This window comes from Candidatus Harpocratesius sp. (assembly GCF_054039255.1).
In genome coordinates, this window is the sequence record NZ_JBPLBG010000015.1 from 37,633 (window position 1) to 54,282 (window position 16,650).

The 16,650-nt window shown below is 31.0% G+C and carries 17 protein-coding genes; 11 read left to right on the top strand and 6 right to left on the bottom strand.

The genetic code is table 11. The annotated features are described in order from the left end of the window. Positions 1 to 13: 13 nt before the first annotated feature. Positions 14 to 472 (bottom strand): hypothetical protein, encoded by a 459-nt coding sequence (locus tag ACXLDF_RS03430; protein ID WP_457557093.1) that lies wholly within the window; start codon positions 470 to 472, stop codon positions 14 to 16. Between the two features lie 92 nt (positions 473 to 564). On the opposite strand from ACXLDF_RS03430, the gene ACXLDF_RS03435 reads away from it, so the two are divergent. Continuing rightward, on the top strand, positions 565 to 1,113 hold the full coding sequence (locus ACXLDF_RS03435; RefSeq protein WP_457557094.1) for a helix-turn-helix domain-containing protein: 549 nt from the start codon (positions 565 to 567) through the stop codon (positions 1,111 to 1,113). A gap of 17 nt (positions 1,114 to 1,130) precedes the next feature. On the opposite strand, the gene ACXLDF_RS03440 is transcribed toward ACXLDF_RS03435, so the two are convergent. Continuing rightward, on the bottom strand, positions 1,131 to 3,983 hold the full coding sequence (locus tag ACXLDF_RS03440) for a DNA methyltransferase (protein WP_457557095.1): 2,853 nt from the start codon (positions 3,981 to 3,983) through the stop codon (positions 1,131 to 1,133). A gap of 425 nt (positions 3,984 to 4,408) precedes the next feature. On the opposite strand from ACXLDF_RS03440, the gene ACXLDF_RS03445 reads away from it, so the two are divergent. After that, complete coding sequence (locus ACXLDF_RS03445; protein WP_457557096.1) at positions 4,409 to 4,657, top strand: hypothetical protein; 249 nt, start codon at positions 4,409 to 4,411, stop codon at positions 4,655 to 4,657. A 288-nt stretch (positions 4,658 to 4,945) separates the two neighbouring features. Here the strand turns inward: ACXLDF_RS03445 and albA are convergent, their stop codons facing one another. Together albA and ACXLDF_RS03455 are read right to left on the bottom strand one after the other, a co-directional pair. After that, complete coding sequence (gene albA / locus ACXLDF_RS03450) at positions 4,946 to 5,236, bottom strand: DNA-binding protein Alba (protein ID WP_457557097.1); 291 nt, start codon at positions 5,234 to 5,236, stop codon at positions 4,946 to 4,948. Between the two features lie 193 nt (positions 5,237 to 5,429). After that, positions 5,430 to 6,209 (bottom strand): PRK13768 family protein, encoded by a 780-nt coding sequence (locus tag ACXLDF_RS03455; RefSeq protein WP_457557098.1) that lies wholly within the window; start codon positions 6,207 to 6,209, stop codon positions 5,430 to 5,432. Positions 6,210 to 6,380: 171 nt separating this feature from the next. Between ACXLDF_RS03455 and ACXLDF_RS03460 the strand changes: the two genes are divergently transcribed. Further along, a complete protein-coding gene (locus ACXLDF_RS03460) occupies positions 6,381 to 7,727 on the top strand; it encodes a LeuA family protein (protein WP_457557099.1) in 1,347 nt (448 codons plus the stop codon). Positions 7,728 to 8,029: 302 nt separating this feature from the next. After that, the gene (locus ACXLDF_RS03465) at positions 8,030 to 9,433 is read left to right on the top strand and encodes a transcription initiation factor IIB (RefSeq protein ID WP_457557100.1); all 1,404 of its coding nucleotides are present in this window, start codon (positions 8,030 to 8,032) and stop codon (positions 9,431 to 9,433) included. A 33-nt stretch (positions 9,434 to 9,466) separates the two neighbouring features. Here the strand turns inward: ACXLDF_RS03465 and ACXLDF_RS03470 are convergent, their stop codons facing one another. After that, complete coding sequence (locus ACXLDF_RS03470) at positions 9,467 to 9,724, bottom strand: LSM domain-containing protein (protein WP_457557101.1); 258 nt, start codon at positions 9,722 to 9,724, stop codon at positions 9,467 to 9,469. A gap of 106 nt (positions 9,725 to 9,830) precedes the next feature. Next, positions 9,831 to 11,099: a hypothetical protein gene (locus ACXLDF_RS03475; protein WP_457557102.1), complete on the bottom strand. Its 1,269-nt coding sequence runs from the start codon at positions 11,097 to 11,099 to the stop codon at positions 9,831 to 9,833. A gap of 142 nt (positions 11,100 to 11,241) precedes the next feature. On the opposite strand from ACXLDF_RS03475, the gene ACXLDF_RS03480 reads away from it, so the two are divergent. From ACXLDF_RS03480 to ACXLDF_RS03510, 7 genes are all read left to right on the top strand, one after another. After that, a complete protein-coding gene (locus ACXLDF_RS03480; protein WP_457557103.1) occupies positions 11,242 to 11,706 on the top strand; it encodes an MOSC domain-containing protein in 465 nt (154 codons plus the stop codon). Positions 11,707 to 11,716: 10 nt separating this feature from the next. Then, on the top strand, positions 11,717 to 12,601 hold the full coding sequence (gene moaA, locus ACXLDF_RS03485) for a GTP 3',8-cyclase MoaA (protein WP_457557104.1): 885 nt from the start codon (positions 11,717 to 11,719) through the stop codon (positions 12,599 to 12,601). Beyond that, positions 12,582 to 13,058: a cyclic pyranopterin monophosphate synthase MoaC gene (gene moaC, locus ACXLDF_RS03490; RefSeq protein WP_457557105.1), complete on the top strand. Its 477-nt coding sequence runs from the start codon at positions 12,582 to 12,584 to the stop codon at positions 13,056 to 13,058. The genes moaA and moaC overlap by 20 nt, the downstream gene beginning before the upstream one ends. A 46-nt stretch (positions 13,059 to 13,104) precedes the next feature. Then, positions 13,105 to 14,313 carry a molybdopterin molybdotransferase MoeA gene (locus ACXLDF_RS03495; protein WP_457557106.1) on the top strand — a complete coding sequence of 403 codons (1,209 nt, stop codon included), beginning with the start codon at positions 13,105 to 13,107 and terminating at the stop codon, positions 14,311 to 14,313. A 48-nt stretch (positions 14,314 to 14,361) separates the two neighbouring features. Beyond that, on the top strand, positions 14,362 to 14,898 hold the full coding sequence (locus ACXLDF_RS03500) for a MogA/MoaB family molybdenum cofactor biosynthesis protein (RefSeq protein ID WP_457557107.1): 537 nt from the start codon (positions 14,362 to 14,364) through the stop codon (positions 14,896 to 14,898). 16 nt (positions 14,899 to 14,914) lie between these two features. Continuing rightward, on the top strand, positions 14,915 to 15,856 hold the full coding sequence (locus ACXLDF_RS03505; RefSeq protein ID WP_457557108.1) for an ABC transporter substrate-binding protein: 942 nt from the start codon (positions 14,915 to 14,917) through the stop codon (positions 15,854 to 15,856). Between the two features lie 100 nt (positions 15,857 to 15,956). Next, positions 15,957 to 16,649: an ABC transporter permease gene (locus ACXLDF_RS03510; protein WP_457557109.1), complete on the top strand. Its 693-nt coding sequence runs from the start codon at positions 15,957 to 15,959 to the stop codon at positions 16,647 to 16,649. The last annotated feature ends 1 nt before the right edge of the window (position 16,650 follow it).

Consider the following 16,650-nt stretch of genomic DNA (forward strand, 5'->3'; position numbering starts at 1 on the left):
GCAAATTTAAATTCTATATCAAATTTTTGATTTCTTTTCTCAAATCTCGATAAAAAGAGTGAGCAAGAATCAATACTTCTGTATTTGGTGCTTCATATTCAAAATCAGAAGGAAAAGTTGCTTTAAATTTGCGATATTGTGATTGAAGAAAATTATCTCTCAATTCTTGAGATAACTTGTAAAATTCTCGATGAGAATTAAAACCTAACTCCTTAAAATCAATCAATGTTGCATTTAAATGGGATGTCCATGCAATAGAAAAGCCATCTTTTGGAGTATACCCGTAAATATCTTCTTTTTCTTCATTCCAAATTATTTTTTCATTTTTTGTTTCTTGAGAATACACTAATTTTGAATTCTGATATAGTTCTAAACTTCGTAATATTCGTTTCAATCGTTCAATATGATAATAATATTCAAATGGATCAACTGAAATATTTGAGAATTTTTCATCAATACTTCCAATTTCCATAAATAAATCACCTAATTATTAAAAATTCCAAAAATATTTAAAATATTTGTCATACTATATTCCTAGAGGGAATATTCAATGGATGATAGAATATGGAAGTGCCAAAATTAGGAAATATCAAGTTATTTCGTCAAAAAATAGGATGGACGCAGAAACAATTAGCAGACGCTGTGAATGTGGGTCAATCTTATATTGCAAAAATAGAATCGGGAAAACAAGATCCTTCTTATTCTGTCTTAAATAAAATTTTTGAAGTTATTCGTAAAGAGTTCCAAAAAATGGAAAAAAGTACTTTAACAGTCAAAAGTGTTGCAACTCCTTGGGAATATCTTCGTTTTGTATCCCCAAAAGATACTTTAGGTGATGTTAAATCTATTATTGGTGATGTAGATCAAATTCCTGTTATTGATTCTCACCGTCGATGTGTTGGTAATATCACTTCTCGTTTATTAATACGGTTGTTATCTAATAATACATCAGAAAACACCCTTGTCAAAGATTTTATGGAACCGCCTCTTCCAATTTTTAGCGATTCAACTTCAATTCAACAGATGCGGGATGTTTTGCGATATATCGAGGCTGCCTTAATTGTAGAAAAGGATCAAATAACTGGTATTGTTACTCGTTCTGATGTTTTCTAAGAATCGCTTTTTTCTAATTATTCACCTTTGAAACTGAAGTAATTCTTAAATTTGTTGATGAAATAATCTTCTAATATATAAGATGAAGAAATTAAGCATGGAAAATTGACAAAAAGCCGAATTTTCTCCAAATTATTTAAGATTTTTGGTAAGATTTTTTCTTTAATATTTTCTGAATCTTGCTTTAGGTTGTTTTCATTAATTTCTCTACAAATTATAATATATAACTCCTTATCTCTATGTCCTGTTGAAATATAATAGTCAACTGCTATCTGATGAGATACTGATAATCTAAATTTTGTTTTTTTTACTCCAGATAATCCTAACATCCAAATAAAACTTTCAACTAAATCAACTTTCTTTAAAGATTGGACAAATGGCTGATAAGTAAATAGATAATGATTATTATAACCGTTTTCTTGATTTAACATAATAGAAAATTCAAATCCTTCAAGAATAGTTTTGTTTGTTCTTTGGTCATTCTTGTTTACATTTCTTTTTCCATTTCTCTTTTCATTCCTATTTCCATTCATTTTAAGCAGCTGATAGTATATATTCCCTGAATAATTGCTTTCTTTTAATCGAATTTCATTAAAATCTTTTTTTCTTTCATTTAGTATTTTGAAGAAAAATGAATCAGGAAAAGATAAGTTATCTTTGAAACTCTGAAGAGAGCGATTTAAGTTTGGGAATTGGGTGTTGATAAGCACATCATCGAATTGTTCTAATGAAAAATATTGAATTATTGATGAATTTGAAATTTTTTCTGAATAGATGGGATTTCCTTCATGCCAATTAAGTGAATATGAAATTTTTTTAATTCGAGGAAGGATTACACGTTTGCATAAATCGCTGGATTCTATTAAAAAAAATTTCCGAGTATTTCCTTGTTCTTGATTTAATTTAATCACAGCATGTGCAGTAGTACCAGATCCTGCAAAAGGATCCAAGATTAAACTTGAATTACTTGAGCCAATTCGTAAACATTTCTCGATTAAAGCAACAGGTTTAGGATGGTCGAAAACCGGTTTTTCAAAAAGGTGTCTTAGATCTATGGTTCCTGCTTCAGTTCTAACTTCTGGTTCAACCCAAATTGTTTTTGCTTTCTTTGTGGATTTTCTATGCTTTTCATAGATATTCCATCCACCTTCTCGTTTTTGCCGAGCCACTATTTCACTTTTTGAAGCATTGTTGGAATCAAGATTTTCTAGTACCTTTTTTTTAGACCAACGCCAGCAATCTTCTATATCTTTACTTGTGTGTGGGAGAACTTCGATTACGTGATTATCTGTTGGTTTTAGCGAAACGGTGCAGAATTGATTTGAATTTTTTGATTTCGGATCAATATAAAAGGGATAGAATAAATTTGGCCTATTTGAACGATTAAACTTTGGGTTACGATTCCTAAGTTCTCGAACTATGAAATGACCCTTTGTATCTTGAAATATTTTTCCAGATAATTGAGCTGGAAGTTCAAAAAACTCCGGTTTATCAGAATTTATTGTTCCAACAATGATGTATTCGTGAGTTTTGGCAAGTGGGAGATAATCTCTACCTCCCTTATTAATTTGAACAATAATGGGTCCAATAAGTGAAGATTTTCCAAATTTTTCTGATATTAATAAGTCTAATTTTGAATATTCATTATCATCAATTGAAATGAAGAAATTTAGATTATGGGTTCCAATTTTTGGAAAATATTCTAGGATTTCATCCATTAGTTGAATCCAATCAGCATCGCTTTGAATGTCGTGATAAGTAAATTCGTGTCCTCCCGTATTATAAGGAGGATCCATATAAATACAATCGATTTTATTTGCAAATCGAGGTAATATAAATTCTAGAAATCTTCTATTATCACTTTGAACAACCCATCCAATAATTTTTTGCTCAAAATTTGGAATTGCAGCAATTAACTCTGAGTAAAATTTTGATGAAAAATGTCGAGTATCGATCATTAAATTTGGTTGTTTATTTAAAAAATCTAAAGTTGGTGTATTTTCTACAAACAAATTTGGGAATAATTCTTTCCATTCATTAATTTGCCATTTGTTAATAAGAATTTCTGGGAAAAATGATTTTGGAATAATATGTAAAGGGATGCAATAATGATTTTCTAAGATTAATGGTGATTTATTATATAAACAATTGATAATACTACTTAATTGAAAAATATCTTTGCTTTTTTGGCTATTAATTAGCTGTGAATTTGATGTTTTACTTATTTTTTGAAATTCATTTACAGTTTCATATTTTGTAGAAGTTTTAATTAATTTTGGAATCGAAAATGAAAATTTAGAGTTTCGAGTAAAAAAAGTAATATGTTCATTAACCAACTTATGCAATTCTTGCTTTTTTTTTAAATCTAATTTAGAATAATTTTGAATGAAATTGATCCATTTTTTTTCAATTTCATGATTGATTTGTAATTGAATCTTGGATCTGCCATACTTTTTTTTCAATTCAGTATCTAAGGGTGCTAATTGAAGTTGGAGTAAAAATATTTTATTTTTGGAATAAAATTTAAATGACTCGTTTGGGATCATTTGAAAATAATTTCTATGACGAATTCTTCGATCCCATGTTTGATTATCAGCAATTTCCTTTTTAAGAATTATTCCAAATTCATAGTTATCCCATGAAAAGCGATATATTTTAAAAAGATCATGAAAATATATTGTTCCCTCATCTTTCTTTCGCCATATTAATTTTATTGAATTATTTTCATCAAATTTTAATATATCAATCAAATTCTCTTCGTTATTCAAGTTTTTAGCCACTAAAGATTTTAAAGAATCTTGAACAAATTTGTTTAAATGAAAAATACCACCTTCGGGGATTTGTTTTTTCTTTGAATTTTCTTCTTTCATCTAAAGAACTCCTAATTTATGCCGCTTCAAAGAATTTAAAAGAAAAAAATCTGGAATCTCTTATATGCTTACTTTTTTAAAAATATTCTTTATATAATATTTATTATTTATATTATCCCAAATACTTGATGATTTCAATTGAACAAACGAAAAATGATATTTTTAAAAAATCTCTATCATCAAATAATAAAAAGCATGATAAGTGCAAATAAGTTTATTTTGAATTAAATTGTATAGCCAATTATAATATTTAGCAGTGTTCTGAATACAATTTGAATGATTCTTTAAAATGCAGTTTTTTAAAAAAAGAAGCTTTGTTATTCGGTCTTGGAAATACTTCATACAGAATTTTAGCCATTACCATTTTCTTGATAATTGGATTGATATCTGGAAAATTTTGGATGATGTAGGCATATGGAAGTTTTGTGGCATTTACCTTTATTTTATTGGAACCTCGATTACTTTGCACACATTGCCCATTCTATCAAATTGAAGGAAATATCTTAAAATGTGGCGCATTATGGGGCATACCTACATTTTGGGGTTTTCGTCCAGAAGCAGTTAATTCAAAAAAGCAATATATCATGTTGATATTTGGTTCAATTATTGATCTTGTTCCTTTTGTAGGAATAATTTATGGATTGATTTTGTTCTTTCAGCAACTTCGACAATAGTTGGTACTTGGAGTAATTTTAGTTTTCGTTATCATTCTCTTTTTTGGAAACGCGTACTACTTTTCTAAAATATTATTAGGAAATCGCTGTAAAAAATGTGTAAATTTTTCCTGAATGATGAATAGTGTTGATCTGATAATTCTTGAACAATTCATAAAAAAAAATCCTGCTATCTATGAATTATGGAAGAAAAATGGTTGGAAATTTTCAAATAAAGAAGAATAAAAAAGAATAATTAGAAATGGTTTTATTAAAACGTGCTTTTTTACATTTTTTACCTTAATTACATTAATTTGGAGAAATCACGATTTCCATTGAACTTACATTACTTTGCTTTCCATCGTCATTTGTTAGATGTTCTGTTGAAATTCGAATATCTTTGTATTTTGCGGAAGGAAAGAACTTATGGATCAAAATCTCTGCTACATCAACAGCATGAGAGATTGCTCTGCCCCTCGCTTTAATTGTGCACTCTGTTCCTCGATTTAAGATAACCATTGCGGCCATTACATAATTCATGGTTGGTCGTTTGCCAATGAAAACAGAATTGTCCGAAGTATTCTCTTCATTTTTTTGCATAGTCTAGTCACCGTTAGTTGTTCTACGTAAAAATGCTGTAAAGCTGACATAATGAGACATCGATTTTTATATTACTAGATGTCTATTACAGAAGTAGAAGGGAAATTAAAAAAGGTTTACTGGTGAGAGAAAAACTATCACCTTAAATTATAAATGGATAATTTTTTCTAGTTGAAAAGAAGTAAATGTCATTTTAATAATAAGGAGAAGTATCGTCATTCATTATCTGCTGCAGTTTTCCATAGACTTGATCAACACCTTCATTATATTTCGCAGAAACAGGTAGCAATTCTGAAGTAGCACCAAATTCAATGAATGCACGAGCTAACGACACTGTGTATTCGCGTAAAACTCCATGTTCTAATGATTCAATTGCATCCATTAAAGTAAGATCATTTTCCATCCAAGAAAGAATTCGTTCCAATTTTTCCATGCTAAGTAAATCTTTTTTGGTTAGTAAGTTTAATTGTGGTAGATTAGCAAATCGAAATTGAACTGAAGCTGCTAGTAAAAGTGTTGAAATCATCCCATTTGGAGTTCCACATAAAAGACTATCATAACAAAAAATGATCCCTCTTTGAACTGAACCAAAACCAAGAGCATTTGCAATCATTGGACCAGAATTACGAAAAGAAAAAAGTTCCATTTGACCAGGAGTATCAACGAGCACAATTTCTGGATCATTATATTGATTGATTTCGTATTTTAAATCTTCAACATAATCAACCATTCTATCTGTTGCAGCTATCATTGCTCCATTTGGTCCTAAGCCCGTTTCTTGAATTACTTCACTCACAGTAATATAATCTTGAATATCAATATCTGGTTTATAAGGCAGATTTTGAACTGCAGGGTCTAAATTAATTGTAATAACTGAAATCTCTTGATTATAAGTGCTGATATAATCTTGTAAAGCTTTTGTTAAGGTAGTTTTTCCTGAACCTGCTGGGCCAATAATGTAATTGATATACATATTATTATAAAAATAAAGTTATGTTTTGAAAAGAATCTTTGTATCGAATGATCAAGTAATTATATATTATTTGAATTTCGATCAATTTCAGAAAATCCTTAAAGAAAATTTTTTTATGGTATAGAAGCACAACAGAATTAATTGTGAGAGATACTGGGAGCTAAGAATATCTTGACATCTTTGAAAAAAACTCGCTATCGCTTCTCAAAAGATGAATTGAAAGAATTATTATTTGACTATAATCAAATTTCAGATGTTATACCAAACAATCGACCGAAATCTGTTAAAATCTGGGATGAAACATTAAGAGACGGAGAACAAACTCCTGGTGTCTTTTTAACATTAGAAGAGAAACAAAAAATTGCACAATATTTGGATGAAATTGGAACAGCTAAAATTGCTGTTGGTTTTCCTGCCATATCTCAACAAGAATTGGAAATTGTGAAAACAATCAGTCATATGGAGTTATCTCATGCAACAATTTTAGGAATTTCTCGACCAAGAACATCTGATATTGATGCTTGTCTGCATGCTGATCTGAAAGAAATAGTTCTTTTTATGCCTGTGAGTGATCTTCATCTTAAAATTATGAAGATTTCTCATGATGAGCAGTTTAATATAATTCAAGATGCATTTGATTATGCTACAGATCATGGTTTAAAAGTGAATTGGGTGTTTGAAGATGGTTCAAGGGCTAAACCTGAACATCTTTTGCGAATTGGTCAAATGATAATCAATAATCATGCATTAAGTATGATATTGGGTGATACTGTCGGAGTTCTCCAACCTGAATCCAGTGCTTATTTGATTGAAATGTTTAAACGAGAATTGAAATGGAATAATGTATCTACGGAGTTGGGGATTCACACTCATAATGATTTTGGTCAAGCAGTTGCAAATACTTGTTCTGCTGTGTTCCATGGAGTAACATTACCGCATGTATGTGTGAATGGATATGGAGAACGTGCAGGTAATGCTGCTTTTGAAGAAGTAGTAATGAATTTGGAAGGTATGGGGATAAATACAGGAATAAAGCTTGAGAAATTAACTGAACTTTCCCATATGGTTGAAGAAATTTTCGCGCTTCCTCTTTCAGCTCATAAACCAATTGTAGGAAGCAATGCATTCAGTCATGAAAGTGGCCTTCATATAAATGCACTATTAGCTCATCCATCTACATATGAGCCAATTAATCCTGCATGGGTTGGACAAAAACGTCGTTTATATTTAGGAAAATTTTCTGGATCAAGTGCTATCGTAAATGCATTAGAAACTAAGTTAAAATTGAGTGATCTTCGCATTCCTCGTTCAGTAATCCGTGATATTGTCACAGATGTAAAAAATTTACAGCAAGAATCTTCAAAAGATGAGAAACAGAAATTATTCCAGCAAAATAAGCAATTAGTCGAAAAAATGCGTGCAGGGATAAGTGATACTGAATTTTTCAAAATTGCTAAAAAACATGCAGCAAAATATTTGAAAAATACGTGGGCTGAGGAAAATTGCTCTGATAACTAATGATTTAAATATTTTTATATAAGATTGCTTACTTCATTCTTCTTTTTTTTAGTGTTCATAAAATATAGTTCAAAAAATTGATTGCCATTGCGAATATTTTTAGGAAAATCATAACCTTCTTAAATAAGGAAATAAGATTATCTATGCGAATTTGAAAAGAAGAGAAATCCCAAAGGGGAATTCTATTTTTTTATTATAAATAGAAAATAAATAAGAATATTCATTTTTGATCCACTTAATATGTCAAAAATTAAATCGAGAATACTCTTTTACACTAAAATTAAAGTCTGGAGGTCTAAAAATTGAAAACAATTATTCCACGTTATGGTTTGGCAGATTTTGAGAAAATGCAACCCTTAACAAAATCAAAAATCATTAAGATATTTGGACCTCCAGATCAAGAAATTTCGCATGAAAACTACTCTATTCAAATGAATTATGAAGAAAAAGGTCTAAATTTCTATTACAGAAATAACAAAAAGGAAGAAGACCCATCAATTATTACTTGTGGCTTTGTTTCTCCATTTGAAGGAAAAACTGAAGATGGAATTGTTTTAAACAAAAGTACAATGAAAGATGTATTTCGTATTTGTGGGGAAGAAACATGGCTGACTACTGATAAATCGCCATATTGGTGGGTAGAAGAATCTGGAATCTCTTTTTATGTGCCCAAACAAGGTAATAATCGTGATTTTCCATTTAAAATAGAAGATCATATTGATAAAACCATCATACGAATGACAGTTCCTTTAACTTATCGTGAAGAAGAATTCTTAGTTAATGAAGATGGATTATTAATTCGAAGTGTTGATGAATATTGCATTGATGGCACTCTTCATGATCCTATTATTGATGAAGAGAGAGCGGAAGAAATTTGCAGCAAATGTGGATTGATCATGGATGATCATATGATCTCCATGGAATATAGTGGAGAGCGCGCTTTTTCAAAAGCAGAGCGCCAGAGAAGGCAAACTCATGGAAGTCCTGTTAATCCACTAATTCCTGATTTACAAATGGCAACAATGATCGATAAGCGCGCCACTATGCCTGATAATCTTCGTAAAGCAATAAAATGGGACAGTCGATATTCATGGAAACAACGCAATATGATCCAAGCAACTTCAGAAATTAAACGAATCGGAGAATTGCTTAATCTTCCCCAACATGTAAAAGTTTATGCAATAAAATTATATCGGAAAGCATTTACACTTGGATTACTGAAAGGGAGAAGTATTAGAGCAATGGTTGCTGCATCCATTTACTATGCATGCGGAGCTGAAAAAATTCCGAGGACATTGCAGAATATAGTTAAAGTTTCTGATTCAACATTTCATCAGATTACAAAGTGTTATCAATCATTAATAAAAGAGTTAAATCTTCCCAGCCCGACTATAAGTCCGAAAAATTTAGTATCTTCATATATATCTCTATTAAATTTACCACATAATGTAGAAGTGACTGCAGGAAAAATTTTGGATAAATATGAGAAAATTTATTCTCTATCTGGAAAAGATCCAAAAGGATTAGTTGCAGCTGCTTTATATATTTCCAGCCAATTGAATAAAATAAAAATTTCGCAAACAAAAATATCTCGAACTGTCGGAATTACTGAAGTAACATTACGCAATCGTCTACGTGAAATGCAGAAATTTGTTCGTAATAAAAAAAGAACCACTCCTAAAAATAAAGTGAAAAAAATTAAATGAAAATAGATAGATTGTGAATTATCTTCTTGAATTTTATTCTTTATTAATGCCAATAAAAACGATTGAATCGCCACGTAAAACGATTTTTTTGAATTTTTCTGTCTTTTCGATTAAATTTTCTTCATTTTCAGAGTCGCGTTCAAAATAAGTGTATTCCACATCTTCAAGTAATACATTCAAATGAGCATTAAATGATTTCAAGATTCCCTTAAACGTTTTATTTCGTTTGCATTTAATAATGATTGCTTTTCCTAGTGATTCTCCTAAAGATTGAATTGGATCAAGTGGCATTTTTATTTATTCCTTTCATTAAATTCGTAAATATTCAAAAAAATAAGTGAATCTGTCTATAAAAAATCTTCTTAACGTATTTTTTATATTAATTAATTTTTCATAATTACCATACTAATTGTGAATACCCACATTTAGAACATTTTATTTCAGTTGATTGAGGAGGAAAAGTCTCTAAGACTTTTTGACAATTTACACAATTTAAATCGATTAATTTGTAGTCATTGGGGTAGAATTTTCGATTAATAATGTGTTGTTGGAAATCTAATACGAGATTGTGAATTAAAGTGGCGACAAGATCTTTATTTTTACAACTTACATACAATGCGAAGAAATTATTTTTAATTTGTGGTATTGCTAGAACTTCTAAAGGTCCATCAGGACTTTCAATTGTTCCTAGATAAAACCACATAGGAACAGGTTTATCGTTTTTCAAGATATTTGAAAAGTGATAACGCTCCATAATTTCGTGAAAAAGAGGTAGAACCATTGATTGACAATCAAGATTTGGACATCCTACGCCTTGCATTCTTTTAAAATATTCTGGATTTCGCATAATTGCTTTGATATCATTGATGTTTCCTTGTAGTGGTTTTATCTCAGGAATATTAAAATTAACATTTATCTCTTCTAATTTAATTAACCGTATTGTATATTTATTATTTCGAAATTGAAAGAATCCATTAATATGAAATTGTCTATTTAAAATATCATAAACATATAATCTTAATGTCTTAGTTGATTTTGCTGGCAGTTCATTAATCTTTATGCTAATTTCTCCTGATTTTCTTTCAAAAGGATATTCATCAAATTGTGGTTTAATTGTCAAATTATTATCATATATTAACCGTATTTTTCCTTCAGTAGCGGGATAATCAGATGAATTTATTATCCCAATGATCGTTACTGTTTTGATTCCGATGATTTTTACTGTCATTTCTATGGATATTAAATCTTTCTGATCGATTTCTCGAAGTCTGGAAGTACTAATTTCAAGTTTATTTTCTTTTTTTTGGACTACATTTGACATCAGATGTCTTAAATTTTCAACTCGAAGTTCATCTTGCTCAGTAACTCCAATTAATCGAAATTGTTCTAAATCCCAATCAATTATATCTTCTAATTTAAGTTGTTTTTTTTGGATTTCATCGAGTGTAAATACTAAATAAGTTCTTCCATCAGAATCCGATTGAATTTTTCCAAAAATTTTATTATCTTGATATAACTTAATTAAAGCTTTACGCACTTCAAAATCATCTAACGAAAATTGAGCTTTAATCTTGTTAAGATCTATTTTATTATAATTCAACATATTTTTAATCAAATATGTTGCGATTTTTTGGATGTTGAAATCATTTTTCAATAAATTACTCACGAACTACCGTCCCTCTTCATTTCAAATATTATTTTTATACAGAAAAGTATGTAACTCTCTCCTTATTACTTTTGCTGTTCTTTATTTAGAAATAAAAAAATTCTGAAATTTTTTAATTCGTTGTATTTTATCATATATATCGATGATGTTTCAACATGGTGTTGTTAAAGCAGTAAATATTAGTCTTAAAAAAGGAGAAGTTAAAAAAAACATCCATTCGTGTCGAGTAACTATGCAAGGGCTGGAGAATGATGCACATGCAGGAGATTGGCACCGTCAGATCTCATTGTTGGGAGAAGAAAGTATTGATAAAATGCGTACTCTAAGTTCCTCGATTACATATGGTTCATTTGCTGAAAATATTACATCTAAAGGAATAATTTTATACGAATTACCTATTGGAACCAGATTTGAAATTAATGATGTCATTTTAGAGTTAACTCAGATAGGTAAAAAGTGTCATAGTGACTGTGCTATTATGAAGCAAGTCGGAAAATGCGTAATGCCCACTGAAGGTATTTTTGCCCGTGTTATCCAACCAGGTGTAATTTCTGAGGGTGATCTAATTCAAGTAATTCCTCCAAGTGATTTTAGCAATTTGGGTTGAATTTTAAAATATGAAATTAATCGATCGATTCCATCGAGAAATAAAGCGTTTTCGGATTTCCATCACATCTGACTGTAATTTATTTTGTGTTTATTGTCATCATGAGGGTAATCCTGATTCAAATGCGCATATATACACTCCATTGGTGCAATTATCCCGATTAGTGCCTTTGATTAAAACCTACAATATTACTAACATTAAAATTACAGGAGGAGAACCTCTTCTTCATCCTAACATTTTAGATATAATTAGACTTTTTTCTAACATTCCAACTGTGAAGGATATCTCACTCACTTCAAATGGCATATTTTTGGAGAAATATGCTCATGATTTAAAACAAGCTGGGTTGAACCGCATAAATATTGGTTGTGATACAATCAATGATTCGACAGATAAGAGTTTGAAAAAAATTGAAAAAGGATTATTACTTGCTAAAGAAGAGGGTATTTTACCTATAAAATTGAATATGGTAATATTAAAAGGAGTCAATGAAGATCAAGTTGAACCACTCTTAAAATTTTGCGAAAAACATGGATTTATTCTCCAAATCATCGAATTGATCAATACAAATGATGCTTTTTTTTCCAAATTTCATAAAGATTTAACTTATTTGGAAGCAAACATTGCCAGAAAAGCATTAAAGGTTATTTCACGTGAAGTACAAGATCGGAAGCAGTATGTTCTTCCCTCAGGTGCAATAATTGAATTTGTTCAACCAGTTCATAATTCTAAATTTTGCGCTAAATGTAATACATTGCGCGTTACAAATGATTTTCAGTTTCAACCTTGTTTGAATCGCTATGATAATTTAGTTCCAATAGGAAAAAATATTGAAAAGAGCCTTGCTCAAGCCGTGATGCAGAGGGAACCATTTAATGTCTCAAAACAATCGTAAAAATGTATCTATGGTGGATATTAGTGCAAAACCACCAGTAAAGCGTATTGCAGTAGCAGAAGGTGAAATTCATCTTCGCTTGTCAACAATCGACAAGATTCAAAAAGGATTAATTAAAAAAGGAGATCCTATCACTGTCGCTCAAGTTGCTGCAATTAACGCGATTAAAAATACACCTCTATCAATCCCTTTATGTCATCAAATTCCCATTACAAATATCAAATTTACTCCAAAAATCGAGCAGAATATTTTAACCATTCAAGTGCGCGTAGAGACTATTGCTCAAACTGGAGTAGAAATGGAAGCTTTAATGGGGGTAAGTGTTTTTCTAAATAATATTTGGGATATGACAAAATATTTGGAAAAAGATGAAGATGGGCAATATCCTAATACAAAAATAACTAACATTCATGTTATTACAAAAGAAAAGCAAATTTTAACCATAAATGAGATATAATAGAATATTTGAAATTAAAACTTAAAGAAATACGAGGAAAAGAAGAATGCGACCACTAAAATCGTTAATTAGCTTATCTAAAGCTCATGAAATTTTATCCCAAAATTTGCACGTTATTGAAGAAACAGAAGTTGTCCCTATTTTGGATTTAATCAACCGTGTTTCAGCAGAAGAGATAAAATCTGATTTAAATGTTCCCCCATTTCGTCGAGCTGCCATGGACGGATATGCTGTTAAAGCAAGTTCTACGTTTCCTGCCACGGATTCAAATCCTATTTACCTAGAATGTATAGAAGAAATTCATGCAGGTGATGTTCCTTCTTTAACTATATCTTCCCAGCAATGTATGGAAATCGCTACAGGAGCTATGCTTCCTGACAGTGCAGATTGTGTAGTTCCTGTAGAATACACCAATAAAGACAAGAATACAATTGAAATTCTCAAGGGATTTGCACCTAATAGTAATGTATCACAAGAAGGGGTTGATATTCGTTACGGCGAAGTTGTCATTCATAAAGGGGACCTTTTTACTCCAGCGCGTATTGGAGTTTTAGCGGCATTAAATAGGTCATCTGCTTTAGTTTATCAAAAAGCGAAAGTTGCTGTTATTTCTACTGGAAGAGAAATTGCTCCATTAGGTCAAGAATTAAAACCAGGGCAAGTTTATGATATAAATACTTATACACTTACTTCTCTAATTGCACAGCATGGTGGTGTTCCTCTTGTTTATGATTTAGTGGAAGATTCTTTCGATGCATTAGAGAGAGTAATCTTGGATGCAGTTCCTAAGGTTGACTTGATTGTTCTGGGTGGGGGAAGTTCAGTAGGTGAACGTGATATAAATATTGATATCATAGAAAAGCATGGAAAAGTGCTGTTTCATGGAATTCAGATAAAACCAGGAAAACCGACATTGTGTGGTGTTATACAGAATACTATGCTGTTAAACCTGCCTGGATATCCCACTTCATGTTTAACAAACGGTTATATAAATCTTTTACCTGTACTGAGGAAAATGAGTCATCTCCCTCCATTAATTCAGAAAAAAATTAAAGTGAAACTCGCCAAAAAAATAGTATCACGCTTAGGACGTCATCAAATTTTTACTGTAAGGGTGGAAAATGGCTATGCATATCCTGCATTTAAAGAATCTGGTGCTATCACCAGTATGGCTTTGGCCGATGGCTATATTGAGATTCCAGATAATTGCGATTTGATTGAAAAAGAAGATTTCGTGGAGGTAACCCTTTTTTAAATTTTGATAATTCTCCTTCACGATTTTTGGTAGGTGTGAAAAGAAATTATGATTCCAATGACAAAAACAACTAAACATCATCACCTTTCTGATGTACCACATCAAATTCGAGCAAAAGTAATTATGATGAGTGATTCTCTTTCAAAAATCTCTGAAAAACAGCGAGAAAAACTTGATAAATCTGGAAAAATTGCAGAAAGTCTACTTAAAGCCAAAAAGATTGAATGGTTAGGCATTGATTATTGCAGTGATGACATTGAACCTCTGCAAGCTTTGCTATCAAAATATCTTAAAAAGAAAATAGAAATAATAATTACAATCGGTGGTACTGGAATCAGTCGTAGAGATATTACTATTGAGGCTGTAACACCTTTAATAGAAAAGCCTTTACCTGGATTTGGTGAACTTTTTCGACATCAAACATTCAAATCTGTTGGAACTGTATCAATTATGACGCGTACTTTAGCAGGGATCCATGATTTTTCACTTATCGTCTGTTTACCTGGTTCCCCCAATGCAGTAGAATTGGGACTTAATTTGATTTTAAATGAACTCAATCATATTTTAAGTCTACGACAGAAATAACAATAAGTGATACATCATGCTACAAAAAAAGCAAAAAATGGCCTTAATTTCCATTGGGATTATTATTTTAGCAAGTTTTTCGATAATAGGTTATTCCTACATCCAAAACCGAAATTCAAAAAAAATTATTCTGGCAACAACCACTTCGACAAATGATAGCGGTCTACTTGATTATTTATTGCCTGAATTTGAAAAACAAAATCATATTAGAGTAGAAGTGCTTTCGGTGGGAACAGGACAAGCACTTGAGATTGGACGTTCAGGAGATGCTGATGTTCTTTTAGTTCATTCTCGTGCTCGTGAAGATGAATTTATTGCGAATGGATATGGTGTTCATCGAGCCTGTGTAATGTATAATGATTTTGTGATAGTTGGACCAAGTTCTGATCCTGCAAGAATTTTCAATCAAAATTTAACTGAAGCATTAAATCGTTTGATTTTAGCTGGTGAAAACGGTACAATTACTTTTTTTTCTAGAGGAGATGGTTCAGGAACGCATAGCAAAGAACTTGCTCTTTGGGGCTCTATTGGATTTATACCTAACGCTTCTACTATGTCTTGGTATAAGGAATTAGGCTCAGGAATGGGAACTACTTTGATTGTATCCAATGAAAATCAAGGTTATACATTAGTAGATAGGGGTACATGGTTATCCACAAAAGCTTCGCTAAATATCGTTGTATTATTCGAAGGTGATTCTATATTATTAAATCCATATGGGGCTATCTTGGTTAATCCTGATTTACATTCAGGTATCAACTATGAATTTGCCCGTAGTTTTGTGGCATTCCTAGTATCAGAACAAGGCCAAACCTTAATTGATAATTTTAAAATCAATGGGGAGCAATTATTCCATGCAGATTTTGGTCGATGTGATGAATTGACTGATTGCAATACCACAGACACAGAAATAGAATTTTGGGCCACTTATAATGGAAATTACACTGGTTTGACTTAATTGTAAAGCTGAGTTTGATAATTTTTCCATTTATTTTTAATTTTAATATTCAATAGATGATGTAAACATAAAGTAATTAAAAATTTGGAATGAATTTCTGATGGATCCTATATTATCTGGCATTGTTGAAGCTTTTCAATTATTGTTTTCATTCGATGGTGAAGTTTGGAATATAATTTTTCTTTCTTTCCGCGTTTCAGGTCTTTCTACGCTTATCTCGACAGCAATTGCTTTGCCTTTCGGTTCATTTATCGGATTACATAAATTTCGCGGAAAAAGAGGATTAACAACTTTGATTAATACATTTATGGGCTTTCCTACTGTTGTTTTAGGGCTAATTGTTTTCTTGCTTTTATCAAAAAGTGGTCCATTGGGCAGTTTAGGACTGTTGTATTCACCAATTGCGATGATACTGGCTCAAATTCTCTTAACATTTCCCATAATTTTAGGAACAACTAAATCCGCTATTGAAAGCGTACCACCTGCTGTTAAAGAATTGCTTCTTTCGTTGGGATCTACAGATTTCCAACTCTGGTTTGGTTTATTGAAGGAAGCTAAAAAATCGACAATTGCAGGCGTGATTATGGCATTTGGAAGAGCAATTTCTGAAGTAGGTGCTGTAATGATTGTAGGTGGGAATATTAGATGGTATACTCGTACTTTTACTACAGCAATTATTCTTCAAACTCGAATGGGTGATTTTGGAATGGCTATTGCTTTAGGAACCATATTACTCTTGTTAACTTTTCTGATAAATATATTTCTGACCAAATTACAGACAGAAACTATCTGAA